25 protein-coding genes and 1 riboswitch are annotated in these 25,605 nt (G+C 62.3%); of the genes, 24 read left to right on the forward strand and 1 reads right to left on the reverse strand.

Annotated elements, in window-relative coordinates; translation table 11 throughout:
• The first annotated feature begins 98 nt into the window (after positions 1-98).
• Positions 99-1,013: a phosphatase PAP2 family protein gene (locus ACUM6F_RS03375; RefSeq protein WP_445348365.1), complete on the forward strand. Its 915-nt coding sequence runs from the start codon at positions 99-101 to the stop codon at positions 1,011-1,013.
• A complete protein-coding gene (locus ACUM6F_RS03380; RefSeq protein ID WP_425620097.1) occupies positions 1,010-2,128 on the forward strand; it encodes a nitrilase-related carbon-nitrogen hydrolase in 1,119 nt (372 codons plus the stop codon). The genes ACUM6F_RS03375 and ACUM6F_RS03380 overlap by 4 nt, the downstream gene beginning before the upstream one ends.
• A gap of 102 nt (positions 2,129-2,230) precedes the next feature.
• On the opposite strand, the gene ACUM6F_RS03385 is transcribed toward ACUM6F_RS03380, so the two are convergent.
• The gene (locus ACUM6F_RS03385; RefSeq protein WP_445348366.1) at positions 2,231-4,210 is read right to left on the reverse strand and encodes a copper amine oxidase N-terminal domain-containing protein; all 1,980 of its coding nucleotides are present in this window, start codon (positions 4,208-4,210) and stop codon (positions 2,231-2,233) included.
• Between the two features lie 180 nt (positions 4,211-4,390).
• Here ACUM6F_RS03385 and ACUM6F_RS03390 point away from each other — a divergent pair, with 180 nt between their 5' ends.
• The 22 genes from ACUM6F_RS03390 (at position 4,391) to ACUM6F_RS03495 (ending at position 25,591) form a co-directional block, all read left to right on the forward strand.
• Positions 4,391-4,738: a cupin domain-containing protein gene (locus tag ACUM6F_RS03390; RefSeq protein WP_425620095.1), complete on the forward strand. Its 348-nt coding sequence runs from the start codon at positions 4,391-4,393 to the stop codon at positions 4,736-4,738.
• A gap of 87 nt (positions 4,739-4,825) precedes the next feature.
• Positions 4,826-5,194 (forward strand): DUF2680 domain-containing protein, encoded by a 369-nt coding sequence (locus ACUM6F_RS03395; RefSeq protein WP_445348367.1) that lies wholly within the window; start codon positions 4,826-4,828, stop codon positions 5,192-5,194.
• 572 nt (positions 5,195-5,766) lie between these two features.
• The gene (locus tag ACUM6F_RS03400) at positions 5,767-7,113 is read left to right on the forward strand and encodes a putrescine aminotransferase (protein ID WP_445348368.1); all 1,347 of its coding nucleotides are present in this window, start codon (positions 5,767-5,769) and stop codon (positions 7,111-7,113) included.
• Positions 7,114-7,127: 14 nt separating this feature from the next.
• On the forward strand, positions 7,128-7,535 hold the full coding sequence (locus ACUM6F_RS03405; protein WP_425620091.1) for a 4Fe-4S dicluster domain-containing protein: 408 nt from the start codon (positions 7,128-7,130) through the stop codon (positions 7,533-7,535).
• Entirely contained in the window at positions 7,532-9,319 is a 1,788-nt protein-coding gene (locus ACUM6F_RS03410; RefSeq protein WP_445348369.1) for an aldehyde ferredoxin oxidoreductase family protein, read from the forward strand. The genes ACUM6F_RS03405 and ACUM6F_RS03410 overlap by 4 nt, the downstream gene beginning before the upstream one ends.
• 1 nt (position 9,320) lies before the next feature.
• Positions 9,321-9,554: a MoaD/ThiS family protein gene (locus ACUM6F_RS03415; RefSeq protein ID WP_425620089.1), complete on the forward strand. Its 234-nt coding sequence runs from the start codon at positions 9,321-9,323 to the stop codon at positions 9,552-9,554.
• A 202-nt stretch (positions 9,555-9,756) separates the two neighbouring features.
• The gene (gabT, locus tag ACUM6F_RS03420; RefSeq protein ID WP_445348370.1) at positions 9,757-11,097 is read left to right on the forward strand and encodes a 4-aminobutyrate--2-oxoglutarate transaminase; all 1,341 of its coding nucleotides are present in this window, start codon (positions 9,757-9,759) and stop codon (positions 11,095-11,097) included.
• Between the two features lie 4 nt (positions 11,098-11,101).
• A complete protein-coding gene (locus tag ACUM6F_RS03425) occupies positions 11,102-12,862 on the forward strand; it encodes an aldehyde ferredoxin oxidoreductase family protein (RefSeq protein ID WP_445348371.1) in 1,761 nt (586 codons plus the stop codon).
• A gap of 127 nt (positions 12,863-12,989) precedes the next feature.
• Positions 12,990-14,447 carry an amino acid permease gene (locus ACUM6F_RS03430; protein ID WP_425620086.1) on the forward strand — a complete coding sequence of 486 codons (1,458 nt, stop codon included), beginning with the start codon at positions 12,990-12,992 and terminating at the stop codon, positions 14,445-14,447.
• Between the two features lie 172 nt (positions 14,448-14,619).
• Positions 14,620-15,243, forward strand: a complete 624-nt coding sequence (locus ACUM6F_RS03435; protein ID WP_425620085.1) for a hypothetical protein — start codon at positions 14,620-14,622, stop codon at positions 15,241-15,243.
• Positions 15,244-15,303: 60 nt separating this feature from the next.
• Positions 15,304-15,495, forward strand: a riboswitch (cobalamin riboswitch).
• Positions 15,496-15,604: 109 nt separating this feature from the next.
• Positions 15,605-16,288: an energy-coupling factor ABC transporter permease gene (locus ACUM6F_RS03440; RefSeq protein ID WP_445348372.1), complete on the forward strand. Its 684-nt coding sequence runs from the start codon at positions 15,605-15,607 to the stop codon at positions 16,286-16,288.
• Positions 16,285-16,575 (forward strand): energy-coupling factor ABC transporter substrate-binding protein, encoded by a 291-nt coding sequence (locus ACUM6F_RS03445; protein ID WP_445348373.1) that lies wholly within the window; start codon positions 16,285-16,287, stop codon positions 16,573-16,575. Before ACUM6F_RS03440 ends, ACUM6F_RS03445 begins: the two co-directional genes overlap by 4 nt.
• A gap of 5 nt (positions 16,576-16,580) precedes the next feature.
• The gene (gene cbiQ, locus ACUM6F_RS03450) at positions 16,581-17,354 is read left to right on the forward strand and encodes a cobalt ECF transporter T component CbiQ (RefSeq protein WP_445348374.1); all 774 of its coding nucleotides are present in this window, start codon (positions 16,581-16,583) and stop codon (positions 17,352-17,354) included.
• Positions 17,354-18,976, forward strand: a complete 1,623-nt coding sequence (locus tag ACUM6F_RS03455; RefSeq protein ID WP_445348375.1) for a precorrin-8X methylmutase — start codon at positions 17,354-17,356, stop codon at positions 18,974-18,976. The genes cbiQ and ACUM6F_RS03455 overlap by 1 nt, the downstream gene beginning before the upstream one ends.
• A 30-nt stretch (positions 18,977-19,006) precedes the next feature.
• Complete coding sequence (locus ACUM6F_RS03460; protein WP_445348376.1) at positions 19,007-19,486, forward strand: sirohydrochlorin chelatase; 480 nt, start codon at positions 19,007-19,009, stop codon at positions 19,484-19,486.
• The gene (cbiD, locus tag ACUM6F_RS03465) at positions 19,483-20,592 is read left to right on the forward strand and encodes a cobalt-precorrin-5B (C(1))-methyltransferase CbiD (RefSeq protein WP_445348377.1); all 1,110 of its coding nucleotides are present in this window, start codon (positions 19,483-19,485) and stop codon (positions 20,590-20,592) included. The genes ACUM6F_RS03460 and cbiD overlap by 4 nt, the downstream gene beginning before the upstream one ends.
• Entirely contained in the window at positions 20,589-21,239 is a 651-nt protein-coding gene (cbiE, locus tag ACUM6F_RS03470; protein ID WP_445348378.1) for a precorrin-6y C5,15-methyltransferase (decarboxylating) subunit CbiE, read from the forward strand. The genes cbiD and cbiE overlap by 4 nt, the downstream gene beginning before the upstream one ends.
• Positions 21,236-21,967, forward strand: coding sequence for a precorrin-2 C(20)-methyltransferase (gene cobI / locus ACUM6F_RS03475; RefSeq protein ID WP_445348379.1), 732 nt, complete (start codon positions 21,236-21,238; stop codon positions 21,965-21,967). Before cbiE ends, cobI begins: the two co-directional genes overlap by 4 nt.
• Positions 21,964-22,707, forward strand: coding sequence for a precorrin-4 C(11)-methyltransferase (cobM, locus tag ACUM6F_RS03480; RefSeq protein WP_445348380.1), 744 nt, complete (start codon positions 21,964-21,966; stop codon positions 22,705-22,707). Before cobI ends, cobM begins: the two co-directional genes overlap by 4 nt.
• Positions 22,697-23,536, forward strand: a complete 840-nt coding sequence (locus ACUM6F_RS03485; RefSeq protein WP_445348381.1) for a cobalamin biosynthesis protein — start codon at positions 22,697-22,699, stop codon at positions 23,534-23,536. The genes cobM and ACUM6F_RS03485 overlap by 11 nt, the downstream gene beginning before the upstream one ends.
• Entirely contained in the window at positions 23,497-24,234 is a 738-nt protein-coding gene (cobJ, locus tag ACUM6F_RS03490) for a precorrin-3B C(17)-methyltransferase (RefSeq protein WP_445348382.1), read from the forward strand. The genes ACUM6F_RS03485 and cobJ overlap by 40 nt, the downstream gene beginning before the upstream one ends.
• Entirely contained in the window at positions 24,227-25,591 is a 1,365-nt protein-coding gene (locus ACUM6F_RS03495) for a cobyrinic acid a,c-diamide synthase CobB (protein ID WP_445348383.1), read from the forward strand. The genes cobJ and ACUM6F_RS03495 overlap by 8 nt, the downstream gene beginning before the upstream one ends.
• Positions 25,592-25,605: the final 14 nt, after the last annotated feature.

Below are 25,605 nucleotides of genomic sequence, written 5' to 3' on the forward strand. Positions count from 1 at the left end.
AATGGGGAAGGAGCAGCGGCAGGGCTTTCTTGTCCGGCGATGAATAGTTTCTGCTGGGGGTGTACGGGGATTTAGCGCCGTAAAGGGGATGTTGATCAGTGCCCGACGTCTTGTTTCAGTGGGGGACGGGTTTCATTTTATGGGTCCAGTCGTTCAGGAGTCCGTTTTTCGACCAGCTGTTCACGTTTCTCACGCTCCTGGGCGAGGAGCCGTTCTACCTCGTGTTCCTGCCGCTCGTTTACTGGTGTTTTAGCCGGGATGTCGGGTTGCGCCTGGGGATCGTCTTTCTCCTCAATGATTATCTCAACGGCATACTGAAGGACGTGATTGCCGCTCCCCGGCCGGATGACGCTCGCGTCGCCGTGCTGCGGGAAGAAACCTCACCCGGTTTCCCCAGCGGGCATGCCCAGAACGCCGTAGTTTTGTGGGGCTTTCTCGCCTCGCAGTTTCGTAGGCCGTCAGTCTGGACGCTGGCCGTCGTCTTGCCTTTGGCCATAGGGTTTTCCCGTATATACCTCGGTGTACACTACCCGCACGACGTGTTGGGGGGGTGGCTGATCGGCATTGCGGTCCTGGTTTTATTTTTGTCCGGCATGAGTGTGGCGGCGAATCTTGGTTTACGGCCCGTGGCCATATCGATCGCGGCGGTCCTCGTTCCGCTAGTGTTGCTGGCGCTGTCCCATGACGCCGGTTCGGTCAGGGACATGGCCCTTCTTATGGGCCTGGGGTTGGGGGCGGTAGGGGAGAGCCGCCTGGTCCGCTTCAACGCCGTGGGCGGAACGGCCCAACTGCTGGGAAGGCTCGGTGTGGGACTCGTCATCCTGGCCGCGCTCTGGTTGGGGCTGCGTGTCCTGCTGCCGGAGGAGCCGCTGTTTCGTTTTATAAGGTACGCTGTTTTAGGCCTATGGGTGGCCCTGGGCGCACCCTGGCTGTTTATGCGCCTCGGACTGGCGCGACGCGGCACCTCACCCCGGTTGAACAGAGTCCCGATTTTCCTGGAGGAACGCCGATGAAAAAAATCCTTGTTTTCTTGGTCGTTACAATCGTTATTCTCCTGGGTTTGATCACTTACGGCGCTATCACCGCCAAAGACAGGATGACTGCTTTTACTCCTTCGGAGATTCCAGACTGTGACCGGAACAAGGGCGTCCAGGTTGTTACGGTGCAGATGCGCTGGGACCTGGAAAACTACGCCACGCCTCAGGGCTTTGCCCGGGAAATCGAGCGCCTGGTGACCTTGGGGTTGGAAGACGTTGATCGTACCAAGCCGGTCTTGTTTGTGTTCCCCGAGGATGTCGGCGCGCCGCTCGTGTTTCTCAATGAATACCAGAATGTCAAAGATAAGGCTACGCTGAAGGACGCCATCGGAGCAGTCATCCTGCGCAATGCACCCCGCGTTTTGTATTGCAGTCTTCGCTATTGGGTGGGGCCGGTACGCGCCCTGGCGTTGAGTAAGGCGGGATTAATCGGACCCGTTTACATGGAGACGTTCTCCCAACTCGCCAGGAAATACGGGGTATACATCGTCGCCGGCTCGGCGCCCCTGCCCGATTTTCCTCTCGACCAAGACGCCGGTGTTATCAGCTACAAAACACATTCTAAACACGTTTACAACGTTTCCTATTTCTTCGGGCCGGACGGCAGGATCATCGGCAGGCAAAAGAAAGTCCATCTCATACCGCTCGAACAGTCGGAAGGTCTTGATTTGACACCGGGGAAGCTCGATGAGATCAGCGCGGTTGCGACTCCTTTCGGCACGGTGGGCATCGCCGTCTGTTTCGACGCTTTTCACGAGGACGTGTTGAACGCGCTAATTACCCAGGGCGCTGAGATTCTTGTACAACCCTCGGCCAATCCGGGACCGTGGAACGAGTGGCAGCAGAAAGATTGGCTGAACGGGGCCTGGAAAGCCGTCCAGGAGTACCCTGAACTCCGTTACGCCATCAACCCGATGATGACAGGCAACCTGTTCGACCTCGGCTTTGCGGGGCAGAGCAGTGTAATAACCAAGGCCGAATGGGCTAAGACAGGTCTGTCTTATCCCTTGGCCCCGGTCGAAGGCGGCTTTATCAGCCTTGCCTCCGGCCACGATACCGAGGAGCTTCTCGTCACTGTCCTTTCCGAGTGACCGCATGTACCCCCGCAGGGAGCGAACCAGGCCGCCAAAGGCCCGAAGGTCGCATTGACAGACCTTCGAACCGGCGGCCGGACTCCAGATGCCTTCCAGTCGTTACGAATGGGCGGTCTGTATATAGTTGGCGGGGTCAAAATTCTCGCCCTTGCTCTGCGGCATAGGGAGGAGCAGGAGGTTTACGGGCAAGAAGCTGCCCGAAGGCGGAGAAAACTCGAGAACGGTTTCGTCTCCCTGGGAGACGCGCTCGATGATAACGGCCGCGTTGGCGGGCGGCAGGAAGCTTTCGGCCGGCACGGGCACGGGGCTGCCGTTGACGACAAGGGCCCCGCAGAAGTTGCCCCCCCTGGCGTTCATGACCAGGGCCAGGTCGCGGTAAATCCTCTCCAGCGTAACGGTGTACACCACGCCGTAGTTCCCGTGGTTTACCGCCGTTTCTCCGGTAAGGGCGTCGATGCCGGCGGCGGGAGCGTCCTGCGCAGGGTCCCCGAAGACCATCCGCAGTCTTTCCCTGCCCAGCCGTTCGGAGACAACGATTTCCCGGTCCGCGCCGCCGAACGTTCCGCGGATGTGGCCGTCCCGGGGGAGGGGCGCAAGGTTAGCGGACTGCTCTACGAGATTCTTGCCCGGGGCCAGGGCGACAAAAGACAGCTCGACCGGCCCCGACAGATCCAGGTCGGCCATTGCCGAAACACAGCTTCCCGGCTTCATCGGCGGCAGCAGGTCGGAAAGAATGGGCACGGCCTCACCCGGATTGATCGATGTGGACGACGGCTGATTGTCCGCGAAATAGCGGGTCAGATACTGGCGTCCCGTTTGGAGAATGGCGCTGGAAGGACCGCCGAGGCCGCGGCGCGAAACGGTGATTTCGACGGGCGACGACCCGGTGTTTCTGGCGATAAGCCAGACCTGCATTTCAGAGGCGGCCTGGTTGATGTGGTGAACGAAGACGCGGGCCGGGCCGCTGACGGTATCCCTGTACAAAAGGCCTTCCCTGTCGATGGCCTCGGGGCTGTTGGACCGGACCAGGACACGGTTCCCCTGCCTGACCTCGTCGGGGGAAACGGTTTTGAAATCCAGCACCCTTTCGTCGTAGGGAATGACCTTGCTGTTTTGACCGTACAACAGATAGAACTGTTCCTTTGTATAATAAACCTCGTTTTCGACCAGGACCTCGACTGTCGCGGTACCGGTGCCTCCCAGGGTATCGGTGACGGTCAGTGTCACCGTGTGGCGGCCGGGTTCAAAAAAGGCCATGGCATTGTTCGTCCACTTGTAGGACAGTTCGTGCCCGTCGGGGTCGCTGCTGAAGTTCTTGTAGACAATAGGCTCGCCGATGCGGTAGCTGCTTTTGGCGGTGGTGAAGTTAGCCTCGGGAGGGTTGTTGATGACGAGGTTTTTGGTACAGGGATCGCTCCAGTTACCCAGCTCGTCCTGTACCTGAAGCGATACAGGGTAGACTCCGGGGACTGTATAGACGTCGTGTAAGCCTATCCACTTGCTTTCGACGATGGACAGGTCTTCGGGATGATAACTCAGGTCGGTGACTGAGACGAGCTCGCCCGGCCTGAACTGGGGCTGGGCGAAGGTGAACTCGGCGACCGGGCGCTTGGAAGCCCGCACGAACACGATGCTAATCTTTTTTGTTGCGGGGTCGAAGCCGACCGTGCCGTCGAGAGTCTCGCTGACGAAGCGCAGCGGCACCATCGTACGGTTGCTGTGAATCCGCGGCGGGGAGAGCAAGGGCTGCTCCACCCCGTTGACTACGGCTACGGGGCTGTTGACCTGCATCACGATGGTCTTCCGCGGCGTCTTGAAGGTCACCAGCTTGCCTTCGGGAGTCCACGTCAGTTCGGCTTTCAGGTTTTCACTTACAAAGCGCAGAGGAACAAAGGTAACGTTTTTGATGACGACGGGCGCGGCGTCGAGGACCCGGGGCACGCCGTTGACGGTGGCCTCCCGGCTGCCCGGAACAAGGCATATAACATTACTTACAGGGGCGGCTCCGGCAGCAGCGGCGGGGCTTATCAAGGCAAAGAACAGAAGCAACGCAAGGAGGATGGGTAGGTTCTTTCTCAATAACAACACTCCCTGTTCCAATGAAGTATTACATAATGGACTGGTATTAATGATAAACCCACTAATTGCTAATTTGTGACGGTATTGGTGATTAGCTTTTGGGTAAGGCGGAACAGCAGGGTTTTCTGAGTATTTTGATGAATGGTTGTCCCATTAATTCTTTGGCAGGAGGGAAACGTTATGTATGTCAGCAACGTTAGAGATATCAAAGCTGTCAGGCTGGAAGCGCCGGGGATGGCGAACGCCGTCAAACAAACCCTCGTCGGGCCGGGGCATGGGTGGCAGGGCTGGGTGATGCGCTTGTTCACCCTTAACGAGGGCGGGTACAGCCCCCGTCATACCCACCCGTGGCCGCACATCAACTACATTGTCAGCGGCCGGGGTACCCTGTTTATGGCTGGCCGGGAGCACGCTCTCGAGCCGGGATCGGTGGCTTACGTTCCCGGCGGCGTGGAGCACCAGTTTCGGAACAGCGGGGAACAGGATCTTTCCTTTATCTGTATTGTTCCAGAAGAAGGGGATAAGTAGGAAGCGGTTTGTTCACAAAATTGTACGATTTACGCGACAGTTTTGCCACATTGAGCGGTTAGACTAGTGGACAAAGGAGGGGATATCATGCAAAAGAAACTTGTCTTGTTGCTAGTTCTGTTGACCTTTGCCGTCGTGGCGGCGGTACCGGCGTTTGCGGCCACCGACCCGGCGGCTGATGCCAAGGCCTGGTTTGACCAGAAGTTCGCGGCGAAGAAAGCCTGGGTCGATCAAGCGGTTAAGGACGGCCGGCTGACGCCGGAGCAGGGCCAGGCCCTGAAGAACCACTTTGATCAGATGTACCAGTGGCACAAGGACAACGGTTTTACCTGCCCGGGCGGTCCCGGCATGGGCATAGGTAAGGGCCGCGGCGGCGGTTCCGGCAACGGATTCGGCGGAGGTTTCGGCAGGTATTGCGGTCAGGGATGGGCGACATCGGCACCGGCACAGTCTTAGAACTTGACGAGGACGTCATTGAAGCAGCCCCCTGCGAGAGGGGGCTCTTTTTTTGCAATCATCCACTGATTTTGCATCAGTACCGGCGTTTTCATTCATTATTTTCTGATTGCCAAATCCTGGTTTATCACAACTGGAACTTTATATGGACTTTTTTGTTGCTCTGGGCATCCACCTCAGCTTGACGGCCTACCTGTACGCCACCGGTCGCCTCGACAACTTTAAGCGCTTCATAAAGATCTGAGTATTCCGCCGGACCCACGGCTTTGACCGATAACCCCACCCTGTTTTTGTATATTGTATACTTAAAATCAACAGAGAAATATTACAAAGGGTTTAAAAATTAAACCCTATTGACAAAAACCACTTCTCCCGGTAACCTGAGTTCAAACAGAATGGAGTAATAATGGGTAATGTTTATTTAAGTAACTAGGTGGTGAATTACTGTTTGCCCGCCTATTTACAATGGTCCGAAAGATTATTCATACACCGACATTAACGCCAGGGGTTGGTATATAAACAAGTAACCTCGTGGCGTTTGTGTTTTCTTGAACAAGGAGAGGAGGCTTATCGTGAGCGACAAGTACAGTAAAGCTCTGGAGCACGCGCGGTATGTTTTGGATCTGATCGCCCGCGAGGAGCTTGACGACGCGCAGCGGAAGCAAGTCGTCGAGGAGACGGTTTCTAACTTCCGCGAGCACGTCAACCCCGGTTTTCTGGAGTACCGCAAGTCGGTCTCCACCGACTACACCTCCGTGGAGTGGAAGGATGGCGGCAGCACCTTCACCGATGTCTGGGGCAAGGAGTTCATCGATTGCCTCGGCGGTTTCGGGATTTACAACGTGGGACACCGTAACCCGAAGGTATTGGAAGCCGTGTTCAACCAGCTGCGGAGGCAAGCCTTGCACAGCCAGGAATTGCTTGACCCGCTCCGCGGGTACCTTGCCCACCTTCTGGCCTTGATTACCCCCGGCGATCTGAAATACGCATTTTTTGTCAACAGCGGTACCGAATCGATTGAAGGTGCGCTCAAGTTCGCCCGCATGGCTACCGGACGCTGGCACTTCGTCGCCACTACCGGCGGTTTTCACGGTAAGTCCCTGGGTTCACTGAGTGCCACCGCGAAGGGTGTTTTCCGCAAGCCCTTCCAGCCGCTGCTGCCGGGATTTACGCACATCCCGTTCGGCGATGCCGACGCTGTCGCCAAGGCCCTGGAAGCCGCGAAGTTTCTTGGACAAGACGTGGCTGCGGTCATCCTGGAACCGATCCAGGGCGAAGGCGGAATCATTGTGCCTCCCGACGATTACCTCCCCAAAGTGCGAGATCTCTGCAGCCAGTATGGCGCGCTGCTGATCCTGGACGAGGTCCAGACCGGCATGGGCCGGACCGGCAAGATGTTCTGCTGCGAGCACTACAACGTTGTTCCCGATATTCTTTGCTTGGCAAAGGCTTTCGGCGGCGGCGTGATGCCGATAGGAACCTTTGTCTCCCGGGCGGAAATCTGGGAGAAGCTCATTGAAAACCCGATCCTGCATTCCACTACGTTCGGCGGCAACCCGGTCTGCTGCGCGGCGGCCATCGCCAACATCAACGTGCTCCTTGAAGAGAAGCTTCCCGAACGGGCGGCCGAATCGGGAGCCTATTTGATGGGCGCTCTCAAGGACCTGGCCGCGCGCTACCCGCAGGTCATGCTCGAAGTCCGCGGCAAGGGCCTGATGATCGGCATGGAGTTTGTGAACAACGACATCGGCTACGCCGTGGCCAAGGGTCTTTTTGCGCGCGGCGTGCTCGTTGCCGGCACCTACATCAATTCCAAGACCATTCGCATCGAGCCGCCGCTGACGATTTCCCGCGAGCAGATGGATGCTGTAATTCAGCGGATGGAAGACACCTTGGTCGAAGTGGCGGCGACGCTCTAAGGGAGGGACGGGAAGTGCATCGATTGGTCTTTGCAATGGAAAACTGCATCGGCTGTCGCCTCTGCCAGCTGGCGTGTTCGGGCCGCCATGAAGGCCGGTTCAGTCCCCTGGAAGCGCGGCTGGCGGTTGTGAGCCGCTACGGCCGGCAGGGACTGGTGGTGGAAGCCCGGCTGTGCGACGCCTGCGGGCGTTGCGTCGACGCCTGCCCGACCGGGGCATTGACGATGGGCGACGGCGTACCGCTGCTCAACAACGATCTTTGCGACCGCTGCGGCGTCTGTGCGGCGGAGTGCCCGCAGGAAGTAATCAGCATCAAGGACGACGGCCTGCCGCGTATTTGCGACCATTGCGGGGGCCAACCGGTGTGCGTAGCGTGGTGTCCCCACGGCGCCCTCAAGCTGGAGGAGGTGAGCGGGCAATGAAAAGCTACCAGGGAGTGGTACTGCGCATTGACCTGACAAACCAGACGTCCCGCCGCGAGGAATTAAACCGGGAATGGGCGCGCCAGTTCTGGGGCGGCAAGGGCCTCGGCTATCGTTACCTCTTTGCGGAACTGGCCCCGGGGACCGATCCCCTCGGGCCAGACAACAAGCTGATCCTGGCGACCGGTCCCTTTACCGGAACGCCTGTCCCCTGCTCCGGCAAACTGACGATTGTCACCCGGTCCCCGGCTACCGGGACCGTGCTCGACTGCTCGGTCGGCGGGGCCATCGCCGGCGAAATCAAGTACGCGGGTTACGACTTGGTGATTCTGGAAGGCCGTGCGCCGTTCCCCGTCGTGGTGCGCATCGAGGACGACAGGGTCGCCTTCGAGCCGGCCGGTGACCTGTGGGGCCTCGGCACGCACGCCGTCGAACATCAACTGACTGATAAATGGGGGGCGGAGTATCGCATTCTCTCGATCGGGCCGGCGGGCGAAAACCTCGTGCCTTTTGCCTGCATCACCTCGGAACTCTACCGCCAGGCCGGGCGCGGCGGCGTCGGCACCGTCATGGGCGCCAAAAATCTTAAAGCCGTTGCCGTGCGCGGCACGGGGGGCGTGCGGGTGGCTGACGCGGCACGCTTGATGGACCTGGCCCTAAAGGCTCTCCGCAGTGACGTTCTGACCGACACCAACCTCTGGGCGTATACGGACGGGACGCCGATGATCGTAGAGCTTTCGCAGAACGCCGGGATTTTGCCCACCCGGAACTTCCAGGACGGAACCTTCGCCGACTTTGCCAAGCTCAGTTCTCCCGCCGTGCAGGCGGCGCGGATGGCCAAGAAGGCCTGTCTGAGCTGCGGTCTGGGCTGCGGCAACTACATCCGCACCGGGCGCGCCGCCGTGGAGGGGCCGGAGTACGAAACCCTGGCCGTCGCCGGCGCGAACTGCGGCATCGGCGACCTGGAAGCCGTCGCCGCCTTCAACGCGGCATGCGACGACCTGGGCCTCGACACCATCTCCGCCGGCGGCGTGGTTGCCTTTGCCATGGAATTGACGGAAAAAGGCCTGCACGATTTCGGGATCACCTTCGGCGACGTGGAGCGCTACCTGGAGATACCGGATCTGATCGCCCGTCGCAAAGGGATTGGCGCCGAACTGGCCGCCGGGGTCAAAAAAATGGCCGAGCGGTTTGGTGGCGCGGAGTTTGCCATGCAGATCAAGGGACTTGAATTTCCCGGTTACGAACCCCGCGGCTCCTGGGCCATGGCCCTGGCTTACGCCACCGCCCCGCGCGGCGCCTGCCATATGAGCGCCTGGCCCGTCGCCGAAGAAGCTTACGGCAGCCGCGACCCCTTTACCATCGAGGGAAAGGCCGAACTCGTCCGCAACCTGCAGCATTACAACGCCTTTAAGTTCTCTCTTTCCCTGTGCGATTTCTGGGCCGTATCCTGGGAGACAATGGCCGAGCTCCTCTCGGCTGCGGTGGGGGAGGACTTGGCCGCTGAAGAACTGCAACTGGCTGGGGAACGGATCTTCAACCTGGCCCGCCTGTTTAATGTCAGGGAAGGGTTCTCAGCCCGCGACGATAACGTGCCGCCGCGTCTTGTGAAGGACGCCCTGCCCTCCGGCGCCACGGCCGGCAAGCTCATCCCGCCGGACCGGTACGCCGCGATGCTTAAAGAGTACTACGAGTTACGCGGCTGGACGGACGACGGCAGGCCCGCCTCGGTTAAATTAGAGGAACTCGGCCTGGCGGAGTTGGGCCGAAAGGCCGGGCTTTAGCATGCGCCTGACCGTTAAACTCTGGGGCCCCCTTGCCAAGTACGCCGGCGCGGGCACAGCCGAATTCATCGTCGATGTTCCCGCGGGGACCACGGTGGACGCCCTGATCGGGCTCCTGGGCGTCCCGGCGGAATACGTGCTGATGGCGGCCGTCAACGGGACCAAGAGCGAGCGTGACCGCGTGCTGCGGGATGGGGATGTGGTGCATGTTTTACCACTCGTGGCCGGCGGGTAGCGTCCCGTGAAATACTTCGCAAATGCCTTTCGCGCTATGCTCGTTTTTGACGGGGGTAGAACAGTCGTAAGTCGTAGGTCACAAGACTTGAAGGGATTCGCCAAGAGCGAATCCCTCGATGTAGCTTCTCCAAATGTCTTACGTCCTAAGTCTTGAGTCTTAAGTCTTAAGTCTAATATCCATTCAAGAGGAGAACCTGCCAATGCCTAAGATACAAGGTGAGTTCCCGGGACCCAAGGCGTCAGCCCTCCTGGCCAAACGCCGGGAGTTTGTGGCCCGGGGCGTTTCCAATATCGGGCCTTTCTTTGCCGCGCGGGCTCAAGGAGCCCGCATTGTTGACGTTGACGGCAACGAGTTTCTCGATTTCGTGGCCGGCATAGGTACGATCAACATCGGGCACAGCCATCCGCGCGTGGTCAGAGCCGTTACCGAACAGGCCGGGATGTTCACCCATACCTGCTTCAATATCGCTATGTATGAGCCGTACCTGGCCCTGGCCGAGAAACTGGCTGCGATTACGCCTGGCGATTTTCCCAAGAAAGTAATGTTTGCTAACAGCGGGGCCGAGGCCGTGGAGAACGCGGTCAAGATCGCCCGCAGGGCCACCGGGAGGCCCGGGGTGATCGGCCTGGAGTGCGGTTTTCACGGCCGCACGCTCCTGGCGATGACCCTGACCAGCAAGGTCCGGCCCTATAAATACGGTTTCGGTCCCTTTGCCCCGGACGTCTACAAAATTCCCTCCGGATATTGCTACCGCTGTTACTTCGGCCTGTCCTACCCGTCGTGCGACCTGCGCTGCGTGCAAAACCTCGAGCGGTTCTTCCTGGCCGAGCAGGCCGCAGACAAGATCGCCGTGCTTGTCGCCGAGCCGGTACAGGGTGAGGGCGGTTTCATCGTTCCCCCGCCGGAGTTCCTTCCCGGCCTGCGGGACATCTGCACCAAGTACGGTATTCTGTTTGTCGCCGACGAGATTCAGACCGGTTTCGGGCGTACCGGCAGACTCTTTGCCTGCGAGCACTGGGGGCTGGTACCCGACATGATCACGGTAGCCAAGTCCCTGGCCGGCGGGCTGCCTCTCTCCGGCGTCATCGGCCGGGCCGAGGTCATGGACGCCCCGGAACCGGGAGAGATCGGCGGGACTTACAGCGGCAACCCGGTGGCTTGTGCGGCGGCGCTGGAAGTCCTCGACATTATCAGGGAGGAAAACCTATGCCGGCGGGCCGCGCAAATCGGGGGAAAAATGCAGGAGAGCCTCCGCGCCCTGCAGGAGCGCTATCCGTGTATTGGAGACGTTCGCGGCTTGGGCGCGATGGTGGCCATAGAACTGGTAGAAGACCGCAAGACGAAGGAACCGGCCAGGGAACTGACCGACCGGGTGGCGGGAGCCTGCCGCAAGCGCGGCCTGTTGGTTTTAACGGCCGGCGTCTTCGGTAACGTACTGCGCTTCTTGGCGCCGCTCGTTGTTACCGACGCCGAACTGAACGAGGCCATGGCCATTCTCGACGAGGCCCTGAGCGAAGCCAGTACTGCGGGAGGTAAATAAGGTCTTGAAAGGGTTTTACGGGAAGCTGCTGATCGTCGACCTTACTTCCCGCACGTGGTACACCGAGGCCATCCCCGCTTCCTGGTTCGAAAAACTCCTGGGGGGTAAGGGCCTCGGTTCCTGGCTGCTGCTAAGGGAAGTCAAGGCCGGTACCGATCCGCTGGGACCCGACAACGTGCTGATCTTTGCCAACGGTCCGGCTACGGGTACGGTGATGCCCGGAGGCAGCCGGTACGGGGTCTACGCCAGGTCGCCGCTCACCGGGGCGTACGCCGAGTCGTACGCCGGGGGGCGCGTGGCGCTGGCTTTTAAAGGCACGGGCTACGACGCCGTGATCATCCGCGGCTGCGCCGGTGCCCCGGTCTTTATCGAGATCGGGCCGGAGCAAACGGCGATCCGGGACGCGAAGGACTTCTGGGGGCTGGACGCTTACGCGGCGGAGGACGCGCTTCTGGGAAAAGTGGGTGTCGAGGGGGCCCAGGCCGTGGTTATCGGCCCCGCGGGAGAAAGGCTGGTCCGTTTTGCCTGCCTGCAGAACAACCGCTGGCGTTCGGCCGGCCGTACGGGTCTCGGCGCGGTGATGGGCAGCAAAAACTGCAAGGGTGTGGTCTTTCACGGCGGGCTCAAGGCCCCGGTCGCTGATGAAGCGCGGCTGAAGGCTTACGTTGCCCGGCTGCGGGCGAAGTGCAAGGGAAGTCCGGCCCAGAAGTTTTACAACAGCCTGGGCACTCCGGGGATGGTCGGGTTGATGAACGCCGCAGGGGCGCTGCCGACGCGCTACTGGTCCCGGGGCGAGTATGAAGATTGGGACAAGATCAGCGGCCAGTACATGCAGACCAATTATAAGGTCCGCTCACGGTCCTGTCCGCTCTGCCCGATGGGCTGCGCCAAGCTGACGACCGTCCCGGACGGCCCGCACCGGGGCCTGATGATCGAGGGTCCGGAATACGAGACGCTTTACGCCTTCGGCAGCCTGTGCTGCATCAACAGGCTAGACGAAATCGTTTATCTGAACGACCTCTGTGACCGCTACGGGATCGATACCATTACCGCCGGGAATCTGGTCGGCCTGGCTATGGCCGCTAGTGAGCGCGGCCGCTTTCCGGTGCGGGTGGCCTTTGGGGACGCGGCCGCGGCTGTCGAACTGGTCACGGGCATGGTGACCCGCAGCGGTCCGGGCGCCCTACTGGCCGACGGCATTAAAGAAGCCGCCGCCCGTTTGGGTTTGGAGGACCTGGCCGTCCACGTCAAGGGCCTTGAACCGGCGGGCTATGACCCGCGCGTGCTTAAAGGCATGGGGCTGGCCTACATGACCTCGACCCGCGGGGCCTGCCACCTGCGCGCCACCTTTTACAAGCCCGAGCTGTCGGGTATTATCGATCCCCGTACGACGAAGGGCAAGGCCTTGCTTTTCACGGATTACGAGGACCGCCTGACCATTTTCAACACGATGATTCTCTGTGTGTTCTTCAGGGATTTTATCCTCTGGGACGACTTAAGCGAGCTGATTGCCGCGCTTACCGGGCGGGAATACACTATGCCGCGGTTGAGGGGCATCGCCAACCGGATTGTCTCTCTCACGCGTTTCTTTAATGTGCGCGAGGGCTTCTCGCGGGCCGACGACGCCCTGCCCGAACGTTTTTATAGGGAGCCCCTGGCGGGGGGCGGCATTGAAAAAGGCGAGATGGAATGTATGCTCGACGAGTACTACGTGCTGCGAGGCTGGAACAGTCAGGGCGTTCCCGGTTATCTGGACGTGAAATAACGGCGTTCCAAGCGGAACCCGGAGCAAGGGGAGTGGGAATGATCGGGGGGTTGACCACGGCGGATTAGGTGTTATACCGGCGGGTGCCGGCAAAAAATCTTTTTTGAATGTTGGAGGCGCCAAGAATATGTCTGTACCAAGTTGTCACGTTCCAACGACGGCGGGACAGCCGGTTGAACTGCGCCGTGGGTTGAAGGCGCGTCACATGCAGCTGATCGCTCTGGGCGGGATCATCGGTAGCTGCTACTTCCTGGGAACGGGCGCCGTGGTGGCCGAAACCGGCCCGGCGGCCTTTCTGGCCTACCTCCTGGGTGGTCTCATCATTTACTTGGTCATGGTCTGTCTCGGCGAACTGGCCGTCCATATCCCGATCTCGGGCTCATTTATCGCCTACGCCACGGACTTCATCTCCCCTGCGTGGGCCTGCGGGATGGGATGGTCGTACTGGCTTACCTGGGTCTTTTACGTCCCGTCCGAAATGGTGGCCGCCGGGATCATCATGCACACCTTTGTGCCGAGCATCGGAACGATATGGTGGGCCGTCTTTTTCGGCTTGCTGATTACGGTGATCAACCTTCTCTACGTGGGAACCTTCGGAGAAACCGAATTCTGGCTGGCTTTAATAAAGATTGTGGCAATCATCGGGTTCTGTATCATGGCCGTGCTGATCTTCCTGGGGGTGATCGGCCATGAGGGCTTCCTGGGTTCGTCGGTGCTCTTAAGTTCAGGCACGCTGTTCCCCAACGGGGCCTGGATCGTCTTCCTGACCATGGTGCTCATCCTAGTGAACTTCCAGGGTTCGGAAATCGTAGGCCTGGCGGCCGGCGAAAGCAAGGAGCCGGAAAAAACCTTGCCTATCGCTATCCGTAACGTAACGTACCGGATCATTGCTCTATACGTTATCCCTGTTTTACTGCTGGTAACGATTCTGCCCTGGGAGCAGGCCGGGGTGGAAGAGAGCGTATTCGCCGCCGCCCTGAACTACTACGGGTTCGGCTGGGCGGGCGCGATCTTCTCCTTTGTCGTCCTTACGGCGGCCATTTCCTGTTCCAACAGCGGCTTGTACGGCTGCGTGCGCGGCCTGTACGGTTTGGCCAAGGAGGGCATGGCCCCCAGGACGTTTACGAAGCTCAACCGTAACGGGGTGCCGCAAAACGCCGTCTTGTTCACCATCGCCTGCTGCTGGCTGTGCATAGTGCCGGGCGTCTATTCCTATAACGAGGACCCCGGGCTCATCGGTAATATCTACGTTATTCTCCTGGGGCTATCCGGTTTTTCCGGCGCGATCGCCTGGATTTCGATCTGCTGGTCTCAGCTCAATTTCCGGCGGCGCCTCGAAAAAATGGGTTATGACATTAACAAGCTGAAGTTCAAGGTCAAGTTCTTTCCTTACGTTACGCACTTCGCGATTTGGATTCAGGTGGCTGCCCTGGGAGTCATCGCCTGGAATCCTGACCTGCGGATGGCCGTGATTATCGGTTTGCCTCTGTTGGTGATTCCGATTATCTGGTATAAGCTATGGGGCTACCGTTATGCTCCCACAGTCGTAACCAGAATAAGGTTCGAGGATGTCTTTAAAGCATAACGCTCACGTCGTTTCTTCAGGCGTCAAGTCACAACCTGGGGTGCCCCACATTCAATGAGGCACCCCAGGTCTTTTTGCCGGCAGGGATTTGTGCGCGTGACACCCCGGAGTGGTACCATAGATATGGAAAAGGCGATCAGCGTGCCGGAGGTAGAGGGAGGAGCACAGTTCCTTGTTTACACTGACCGTCGGTTTGCGCCCCCGGGTGGCGATGGCGTTCTGCCGGCAGTGCCACAAGCCCTGGCGGGAACTGCACGGCGTGCGGCTGGACGCGCGATGCTGCACCTGCGACGCCCGGTTCGATTGGGCCGACATATTCTTTGTTCACGCTTTTTGCCCGGAACAATGGCCTTTAATTTTAAGCCGGGGGGTTTTTGACCCTGAAACCTTCAGCGTTAAGGCCGAGCGCTGCCTGGGTATCACGGGGCACGAGCGACGCAAGTACCCGTGCCGGTTCTGGACGCCGGATGGCTGCATTCTTTCTGCTCCGGCGCGCCCGCAGATGTGCCGCGCCTTCGTCTGCCGCAGGCTCACCAAGCTCTATTCGGAAACCGTGGCCTTGGTGGCCGAGCTTGTCCTGGAAAACCACAAGCTCTTATGCGATACTGAACTCCAAAGGGAGGTCTTTTCGCTGTCCAGGGCAGGGGTAGGGGCGGAGGAGACTGTCCATAGGCTTTTGCCACGGTACCTTGAATACGTAGACAGGGTGGGCCGAGCGGCTGCAGCTCGCTTTAACGCCGTGAACCGGCGAGAGGTGCGCGTCGTCGTTGAATCCTGGAGTGGGAGTCGAGGGTGAGCTTTTCGCGACATTAAGCTTGACAGCCGGTTCAACGGCACTTATACTTTGGACAAATACCATATAGCAGTAATCCTGGGTGCCCCGCTTAACGGCAGGGAGAATAGGGAAACCGGTGCGAATCCGGTGCGGACCCGCCGCTGTAACCGGGTACGAAAGCCACAGCAAGCCCACTGGCGGTAAAACCGCCGGGAAGGTGTGGCCGTAGGACGATCCGGAAGCCAGAAGACCTGCCCAGGGTGGAGAACATACCGCCTCGCGGACTAAGGGGGTATGGAGGTATGCCGGGATTGAATACGTAATCCCTGATTCGTTCACTAACGGGTCAGGGATTTGTTTTTGGCCTAGTATAAAAGAGAGGATGGTCATCGTGCACGTTATGGAAGGTTTTCTGCCCATCGGCCACGCGCTGGCCTGGGCGGCGGCCTCGGCGCCCTTTGTCGCGCATGGGCTGTACTCCATAAAGAAGAAAGTCAGTTCCCAGCCCGAAGCAGGAATGCTCTTGGGTCTTTCAGGTGCGTTTGCCTTTACGCTCTCCGCGCTGAAACTCCCTTCCGTTACGGGGAGCTGTTCCCATCCCACTGGTACCGGGTTGGGCGCAATCCTCTTCGGACCCACCGTGATGTCGGTCATCGGCTGCTGCGTGTTGTTGCTGCAGGCGTTGCTGCTGGCCCATGGAGGCATCACCACTTTGGGGGCCAATACCTTTTCAATGGCTGTTGTAGGGCCTTTCGTGGCGTACGGATTGTTCCGCCTCTGCCAGTTGCTGCGCCTGCCCTTCAGTTGGGGCGTTTTTGTGGCGGCCTTCGGCGGTGACCTGATGACTTACGTTACGACATCCGTACAGTTGGCCCTGGCTTTTCCCGATCCTGTCGGCGGGTTTATGGCCTCCCTGGTCAAATTCGGAACGGTTTTTGCCGTCACCCAGATACCACTGGCTATCAGCGAGGGGCTGCTCACCGTACTGGTATTCGGAGCCCTGCGCAGGCACAGCGAAAAGCAGCTGCGCGATCTGGCGGTGCTTCCGGGAGGTGCAGGAAGTTGAACAGATTCACAAAAAACGCGCTGCTCGTCTTTGGTATATTCTTACTGGTCGTCCTGCCCTTCTTCCTGGTTTCCGGAACCGGTGATCCTGGCAAAGAAATGTTCGTCGGGGCGGACGGGAAGGCCGAAGAGATAATCAAGGAAATAAGGCCCGACTATGAACCCTGGGCCAAACCCTTCTGGGAGCCGCCGTCCGGGGAGATCGAGAGCCTGCTCTTCACCTTACAGGCCGCCATGGGCGCGGGGTTCATCGGCTACTACTTCGGCCGCAAACACGGCGGGAGGTGAGGCAATTGATTGACCGGTGGGCGTACGCCAGTCCCCTGGCGCGCAGGCACCCTCTGGAAAAAGGCGTGCTCGCGCTCCCGGCGCTCGCCGCCTGCCTGGTGGCGAAGTCCTGGTGGGTACCGGTATTGGCTTTCGGGTTTATGTCCGTCCTGATCCTGGCCGTGGCTCTTATACCCTGGCGAGTTTACCTGCGCCTCTTGCTGGCGCCTGCCGCGTTTCTGGCCGCCAGCCTGCCTGCTATAGCCCTTTCAGTGATCTTCACACCTTCGGGGGAGGGTTACTGGATAACGCTTGGTAGTGCTTATGTGGGTTTTACGTCAGATGGACTGGCCCAGGCGCGTAACGTCATGGCCCGTTCTTTGGGTGCTGTCTCCTGTATGTGCTTCCTTGCTCTGTCCACGCCGATGCCCGACATAATCGGTTTCTTAAGGCGCTGCCGGGTACCGGCGCTGTTCTTGGATCTCCTGGCCCTCATCTATCGTTTTGTGTTCATTCTCCTGGAAACCGGGTTGACGATGCAGAAGGCTCAGGCGCTGCGTCTGGGTTACAGCACGCCGGGCGCCGGCTTCCGGTCGGCCGGCTGCCTGCTCGCCAATCTCTTTGTGCGGACTCAGGACCGCGCCCGCAGCCTGGAGGTCGCCCTTGCCACGAGGGGCTACGAAGACCGTTTAAACGTGCTAGAGAGGCCGTGCCGCTTATCGGCGCGCAATGTGGTACTGTCGGCGGTCATGGGCGGGTGGCTGCTTGTCCTGGCTGTTGTGACTGCGGGGGTTGGCTAGTGCACGACGCGGTTTTTGAAGTGCGGGGAGTGACTTACCGCTATCCGGACGGCACGCCCGGGCTGCGGGGCGTCAGCGCGGTGTTGCGACGGGGAGAGAGGATCGCCATCCTGGGTGCAAACGGGGCGGGCAAGACGACGCTCTTTCTGCACCTGGTCGGCGTCCACAGGCCGAACGAGGGAAGCGTGTATTTTGACGGCCGGCCCCTGTCCTACGACCATCGTGCCCTGCAGTTTTTGCGCCGCCGGGTTGGGATGGTTTTCCAGGACCCCGACGCCCAGCTTTTTTCGGCCAGCGTCTACCAGGACGTTTCCTTCGGCCCCCTTAACCTTGGTCTTTCCGAGACCGAGGCGCGCCGGCGCGTGGAACAAGCGCTTGCCGCGGCGGGCATCGCCGATCTGGTGGAACGCCCGACGCATGCGCTGTCGCACGGTGAAAAGAAGCGGGCGGCACTGGCGGGCGTGCTGGCCATGGAACCGGATGTCCTGATCTTTGACGAGCCCACGGCCGGGCTCGACCCGCAGGGGGCCTCGGAAATGGTTGAACTCCTGCGGCGCCTGCAGGCCGGAGGGAAGACCGTGCTCTTCTCCACTCACGACGTTGACCTGGCTTATACCGCCGCCGACTGGTGCCTGGTGCTTGCCGGAGGACGGGTCGTCGGACAGGGACCGCCGGCGGAGGTTTTCAGGAACCAGGTCCTTCTGGCCGCCGCCGGACTGGTCAGGCCGTGGCTGCTGGACCTTTTTGAAGAGGCCTGCCGCAGGGGCTGGGTGGCTGACGGCGAGAAGCCCCCGTTGCACCGGGAAGCCCTTCTGAGGGCCTTGGAGGACGGCCTCGGCGCCGGCAGGATGCCGCCGGAAGGAAGCGTGGGCGCGGCGCCGGGAGTCGCCGGGGTCGGCGGGGCGAAGGACACACCGACGACGCCGGGGGGCTTGCCGCAGAAGAGCAGGGTATACACCCTCTACGAGCGACCGGTGTCGGGGGATGAGATCGAGGCCGAGTCCTTCCGCCGGATCGAGGCGGAAGCGCCGCTTCACAGTTACAGCCCCGAAGAATGGAGCGTGGTGCGGCGGCTCGTCCATACCACGGCGGACTTCGGCCTGGTGGGAACGGTGCGCTTCTCGCCGGGGGCCGTCGAGGCCGGGATAAGGGCGCTGAAGCGGGGCGCCTGCATTTTCGCCGACGCTAATATGATCAGGGCGGGGATTTCCTTCGGCCGGCTCCGGCGGGCGTGTCATGCCTACACGGCGGAACACGTTCACTGCCTGATCGCCCATCCGGCCGTGATGGACGAGGCCCGGGCCGCTGGCCTGCCGCGCTCGCTCTTCGCGGTACGCATGGCCCGCCCCATCCTCGAAGGGGGTATCGCGCTGGTAGGCAATTCGCCGGTGGCCCTCTTGGAACTGAACAGGATGATCCGGGAAGGGGAGGTCAGGCCGGCCCTGGTGGTGGCCATGCCGGTAGGCTTCGTCCATGTGGAGGAAAGCAAGCGGGAACTGATGGAGCTGGACGTGCCTTATATCTGCCTGGCCGGGCGGCGGGGAGGAAGCACCCTGGCGGTGGCGGCGCTGCACGCCCTGGCCATGGCCGCCGGCGATCAAGGGCCGACTACCGATGTTTAACGACTGACGATTGAAAACGAGGTGCTGTTGATGCGCGCAATAATTCTATTAGGACACGGGAGCCGCGTGCCCGAAGCAGCCCGAGAAATGGAGATCCTGGCGGGGATGCTGCGGGAGATCACCGGAATCCCGCTGGTGCGGGTTTGTTTTCTCTCCCGCCTGGGACCACACCTGCCCGAGACCCTGGCGGCCTGTGTCGCCGACGGCGCCGTGGAGCTCATCATTATCCCCTACTTCCTGCACGCCGGGCTGCACATCCTCGTCGACATCCCCGGCGAACTGCAGAAGCTGGCGGCGGACTACCCCGGCGTAAGGATCGTCTACGGGCGGCATCTGGGTTGCGACCCGGTCTTCGCGGACATCCTGGCGCGCCGCGTGCAGGAGTCACTGGACCTACCCGACGTGCGCGAGATCAAGGTGCCCGACCGTGCCCGGTACCCGGTACCGCCCGGGCAGGGCGAGTTCGTGGAAGTGCTCCCCGATTTTTGCGCCGGCGGGCGGGGGGAATGAACGGCGGTGGCGGCCGGGGGAGGGGACAAAAACGAGCTTCCCGCAACAGCGGCCTGCGGCGGGGTTACACGACCGGAACGTGCGCGGCGGCGGCGGCGCGGGGCGCCGCCCTCTGGCTGCTTGAGGGGCGCTTTCCCGAAAGGGTCGCGATCCTTTTGCCCGGCGGTGAACAGGTAACCCTCCCGGTGCATGCGGTCTTCCGCGACACGTCCGCCGCCCAGTGTTGCGTGATTAAGGATGCGGGTGACGACCCCGACGTAACCGACGGGATGGCCATCCACGTCCGCGTCGAATTTGCCGCAGCCTCGGGCGTCGTCATCGACGGGGGGGAGGGCGTGGGGCGCGTCACCAAACCGGGCCTTCCCGTCCCGGTAGGCGAGGCCGCGATCAATCCCGTGCCGCGGGCGATGATCGCCGGCGCGCTGGCCGGCCTTGTTCCCACCGGCGGGGGCTGGAAGGTTACCGTTTCCGTTCCGGGAGGGGATAATGTCGCACGGCGCACCTTTAATCCGCGGCTGGGCATTGCCGGGGGCATCTCGATTCTCGGCACCAGCGGCTATGTCGAGCCGCGCAGCCTCGACGCCCTGCGGCGCTCGCTCCCGCCGCTCCTGGACGTCCTGCGCGCCTCCGGCTGCAGGGAGGTCTGCCTGGTCCCGGGCAACATCGGCCGCCGGGCGGCGCGGCGCCTGCAGCCGCCGCCCGCGGAGGAGCAGATCGTTGAGGTCAGCGATTTCCTGGGTTTCATGCTCGACGAGGCATACCGGCGGGGTTTTGCCCGGATCGTCCTCGTCGGGCACCCGGGTAAGCTGGCCAAGATCCTGAACGGGGACTGGCAGACGCACTCCAGATTTGCCGGGCCGGCCAACGGCGCCGTCATCGACTTCTGTGCCGCTGCCGGCCTGCCGGAAGACCTCATCCGGCGTTTGGGGGAACTGTCGACGGTGGAAGCGATCCAGCAGGCGCTGATTAATGAAGGGTACGGCCGTTTGCTCGGGATGCTGGCGTCCAGGATCAAGGTTCTCGTGCAAGAAAGGCTGGGCCCAGGACCTTACGTGGCGGTGCACCTCTGCGACCTGCAGGGGAACATCGTGGGGGAGGCGCCATGAAACCGGAACGGGGGAAACTGACCATCGTGGGCTGCGGGCCGGGCGGAGCGGAGTATTTGACGCAGCAGGCCCTTACGGCGGTAGCCGAGGCTGACTTGCTCTGCGGCCCCCGGTTTCTGCTCGACCTCTTCCCGGAGGCCCGAGGCGAGCGGGTGGTGACAGGCTCCGACGCCCGGCAGGTGGCGGCCCTGATCCGTTCCCGCATGGACGAATGCCGCGTGGCGCTCCTGGTGACGGGCGATCCCGGGCTGCACAGCCTGGCCGGCCCGGTGGCGCGCCTTCTCGGCCGGGAAAGGGTACAGGTTGTTCCCGGGGTGAGTTCGGTGCAACTTGCCTTTGCACGTCTGGGCCTTCCTTGGGAAAACGCCCGGGTTTTCAGCCTGCACGGCGTCTCCGAGGAAGAGGCTGAGTTTGTCCTAGGCGCTCTGGCTGCTGTGTCTACCGCCGCCGTACTTTGTTCGCCGGCCTGGACACCCGGGAAAATCTTTGGTGTACTTCGGAATACGGCGGGGCACCGCCGGGCTTACGTTTTCTGGGACCTGGGGCGACCTACGGAAGGGCGGATGGCCGGGACGGTCACTGAACTGGCCGGGCGTTTTGAAGGCACCGGTCGAAGTGTATTGATTTTGACGGAGGCGGAAGAGTGAAAGGTGAAATGCAGGGATCATTCTGGGGCGTCGGGCTTGGCCCCGGGGACCCGGAGCTGATGTCGCTGAAAGCGAAACGCCTTATCGAGGAAGCGGACTGCGTGGTCGTGCCGAAGTCCAGCCTGGCCGGGGAGAGCCTGGCCCTGGAAATCGCCCGCCCGTTCATAGGCGAAAAACCCGTACTGGAATGCGAGTTTCCCATGCGCCGGGACGAGCGGGAACTGGCACCTTACTGGGCGGCGGCCGCCGAGGAAATCGCCGAGAGGGTCCGGCGGGGGGAGAAGGTGGTCTTCCTGACGCTGGGGGACTGCCTTACCTACAGCACCTACTGCTACGTCCTGCGGGAGCTGCGCCAGAGGCTTGCGCCGGGACTGATCCGCTCGGTCCCGGGCATCACCAGTTATGCCGCGGCGGCGTCCGCCGCCAACTTCCCTCTGGGCGAGAAGGACGAGCGAATCGCGGTGGTGCCGGTGCCTCGCGGCGACCTGGCGCCCGTGCGGCAAGTCCTGGAAGAGTTCGAGACGGTGGTGCTGATGAAGGTCGCCAAGCAGCTGCCCGCCGTGATCAACCTGCTGCGCGAAATGGGCCTGGACGGGCACGCCGTCTTTGCCAGCCACGTTTCCCAGCCGGAGGAGTACCTTACGTCGGACCTGCAGTCCCTGCCGGAGGGCGAACACGGCTACCTGTCGGTGATCCTGGTGCGCAAAAAAGGGGGGCGTGCGTCTTGACCGTTTATTTCATCGGCGCCGGGCCGGGGGACCCCGAACTGATCACGGTGCGGGGGAAGCGCCTTCTGGAGCGCTGCCCGGTGGTCATTTACGCGGGCAGCCTGGTCAACCCGGAAATCCTGCGCTGGGCGCGGGCCGACGCGGAGAAGCACGACGCCAGCCGGCTGGACTTGGAGGCGCAACTGGCCGTGATCACCGAAGCCGCGGCTGCGGGACGCGATGTCGCCCGGCTGCACACCGGAGATCCCTCGCTTTACGGGGCCCTCGCCGAACAGGTGCGCGCCCTGGAGCGCCTGGGCATTCCTTACGAGGTGGTGCCGGGGGTCAGCGCCTGCTTCGCGGCGGCAGCCTTGCTGGGTAAGGAATACACCCTTCCCGGGGGCTCGCAGACCCTGATCCTGACGCGCCGGGCGGGGCGCACGCCGGTGCCCGAAAGCGAAAGCCTGGCGCGGCTGGCCGCGGCCCGGGCCAGCCTGGCGCTGTACTTGAGCGCCGCCGACGCGGCGGGAGTACAGGACGATTTACTCCCCGCCTACGGCGCCGAATGCCCGGCGACCGTGGTTTACCGGGCGACCTGGCCCGACCAGCGGATTATCCGCTGCCGCCTCGCGGATCTGGCCGCAACCGTCCGGGAGTCGGGGGTTGAGCGGCACGCCCTGATCCTGGTCGGGTCCTTCCTGGAGCAGGACGGCGGGGCCAGCTATCTTTATTCGAAGGAGCGTTTGCGGGGTGAAGGATAACCGGCCGCTGGCGGTAGTGGTCGTCAACGAGGCGGGCTTCGCCCCCGGCGCGGCGGTGGCCGAAGCCATCGGGGCCTTCCTGTACGTTCCGGTTCGATTGTCAGCTGTTCAATCGGCACCGCCGCGTCCCGGAGCCGTCGTGGGATACGAGGGTTCGGCGGGTGACGTGGTCAGACAATTGTTCGGGGAAGGCCGCGGGCTGGTGCTGGTCATGGCCGCAGGCATCGCCGTACGCCTTTTGTCGGGCCTGCCGGAAGACAAGCGGCGCGACCCCCCGGTGGTAGTCCTGGATACCGCTGCCCGCTACGCGATCAGCCTGCTCGCCGGGCATGAAGGCGGCGCCAACGGGCTGGCTTATCGGGTGGCGGCCGCGGTGGGGGCCGAACCGGTGGTCACCACCGGCAGCGAGGCTCACCGGACGCTCGTCGTTGGGCTCGGCTGCCGCCGGAGCGTCGGTGCGCCGGCGATCATGGCGGCCATCGAACGGGGGCTGACCCTGGCGGGGCGGAAGAAGAATGATATTCGGGTTGTGGCTACCGCCGATTTCAAGGCCGGCGAGCCGGGCATCCTTGAGGTTTGCTCCGCCTTGGGCGCGGGACTGCAAGTGTTCGGCCGGGAGGCCATCCGGGGCGTTGACAGGTTGTTCGGCGAGTCGCGCTGCACCCGCAAGTATTTTGACGTGGGAGGAGTTGCTGAACCATGCGCCTTTCTGGCCGCCCGCAACGGTCGGATCATCCTGCCGCGCCTGGTGGCGGACCAGGTGACGGTGGCCCTGGCCGAGGATCGCTTGTGGTCGCCGGGATCGGGCCGGGGGACGCCGAGCACCTGACGCCTGCCGCCCGCGCCGCCATAGCGGAAGCCGAGGTGGTGGCCGGCTACCCTCTTTACCTCGACCTCGTCCAGGAACACCTGGCGGGGAAAGAACTGATCAAGAGCGGAATGCGCCGGGAGGTCGAGCGGGTCCGGGAGGCCATCGCCGCAGCCCTTGCCGGCCACCGGGTGTGCCTGGTTTCAAGCGGTGACGCCGGGGTTTACGGGCTGGCCGGTCTGGTCCTCGAGGAACTGGCCCGCCGCGACCTGGCGCTGCCCCTCAAGGTCGTCCCGGGCGTGACGGCCGGCCTTGCCGCAGCGGCGCTCCTGGGGGCGCCGCTGGCCCACGACCACGCGGTGATCTCCCTTTCCGACCTCCTCACCCCCATCGACCTCATCAAGAGGAGGGTGCGGGCGGCCGCCGAGGCCGACTTCGTCCTTGCCCTGTACAACGTGCGCTCGCGTACGCGCGTCGAGCCCTTTATGGCGGCCCTGGACATCCTGCGGGAAACGCGCCCGCCCGGGACGCCGGCGGGCATCGTCCGCAACGCTTTCCGGGAGGGGCAGGAGAGGCGCGTCGTCACGCTGGCCGAACTGGTCCCGGACGACGCCGACATGCTGACGCTGCTCATCGTGGGCAACACGCGGACCTTCACCTGGCGCGGGTTCATGATTACGCCCCGCGGCTACTTCGACAGGGGAGCCCACGATGATTAACGTGCCGCGCCTGCTCGTGGCCTCACCGTCGAGCGGGCAGGGGAAGACGACCCTGACCCTGGGCCTGCTTCGGGCGTTAAGGCGGCGGGGCTTGGCGGTGCAGCCCTTCAAGGCGGGGCCCGACTACATCGATCCGGGCCACCACACGCGCGCCGCCGGCAGGGCGTCGCGCAACCTGGACACCTGGCTCATCGGTGACGAGGCTTCGCGCGAGCTGTTCCAGCGGGCTGTCGCGGGAACAGACATCGCGGTTCTGGAAGGGGTAATGGGCCTGTACGACGGGCTGGGGGACGGCACCACGCGGGCCTCCAGCGCCGAACTGGCCAAGATGCTGCGGGCGCCCGTCATCCTGGTCGTCGACATCTCACGGCAGGGAGCCAGCGCGGCGGCTGTCGTCCTGGGCTTTAAGGCCCTTGATCCCGAAGTGCATGTCGCCGGGGTCATCCTCAACCGCGCTGGCTCGGCACGGCACGCCGGCCTGGTCACCGAAGCCGTTGCGCGCTATTGCCGGGTGCCCGTCCTCGGAGTGATCCCAAGGGAAGAGAAGCTGAAGATCCCGGAACGGCACCTCGGGCTTTTTACAGGAGCGGAGGGCGACTGGGAAACGGTGTACGAGCGGCTGGCCGACATCGTCGAGCAGCACGTCGACCTTGCCGTTTTGCAGCGGCTGGCCGGAACGGCGCCGGCCCTGCCCCGGGTGAACCCCTGGATTTTTGCAGGAGACGCTTCGGCAGGGACGGTGCGGGTGGGGGTGGCCCGCGACGAGGCCTTCAGTTTTCTTTACGCCGACAACCTGGACATACTGCGTCACCACGGCGCCGAACCGATTTTCTTCAGCCCTCTCCACGACGACCGCCTGCCCCACGGCTGCGCCCTGCTCTACTTCGGCGGCGGTTACCCGGAACTGTACGCCGGGGCGCTGGCCTCCAACCGGGCGATGCTAACCGCCGTCAGGTCCTACGCGGCGGCGGGGGGACGGATCTACGGCGAGTGCGGCGGCTTGATCTACCTGGGGGAGGGGTTGACCGACCTGGAGGGCCGTTACCACCCGATGGCCGGTCTGCTCCCGGTGCGCGCCGGCATGGCCGGCCGGCGGCTTTCTCTGGGTTACGTCGTGGCCCGGGCCCTGTATGACAACTTGATTCTAAGGGCCGGCGAGGAGGTCCGGGGCCATGTTTTTCACTACTCGGAAGCCGACCCCGCGCCCGGCAGCCGGGCCTGCCTGACTGTCCGCCAGGCTTATGGGACGCAAGCCCGCAAGGAGGGCTGGCAGGCCGGGTCCGTTTTCGGCTCTTACCTGCACCTGCACTTCGCCTCAGCCCGCCAAGTACTGCAGCGCTTGCTGAAAAAGCAGTGAGCTGTTTGCTGTGG

This window comes from Desulforudis sp. DRI-14 (assembly GCF_052618305.1).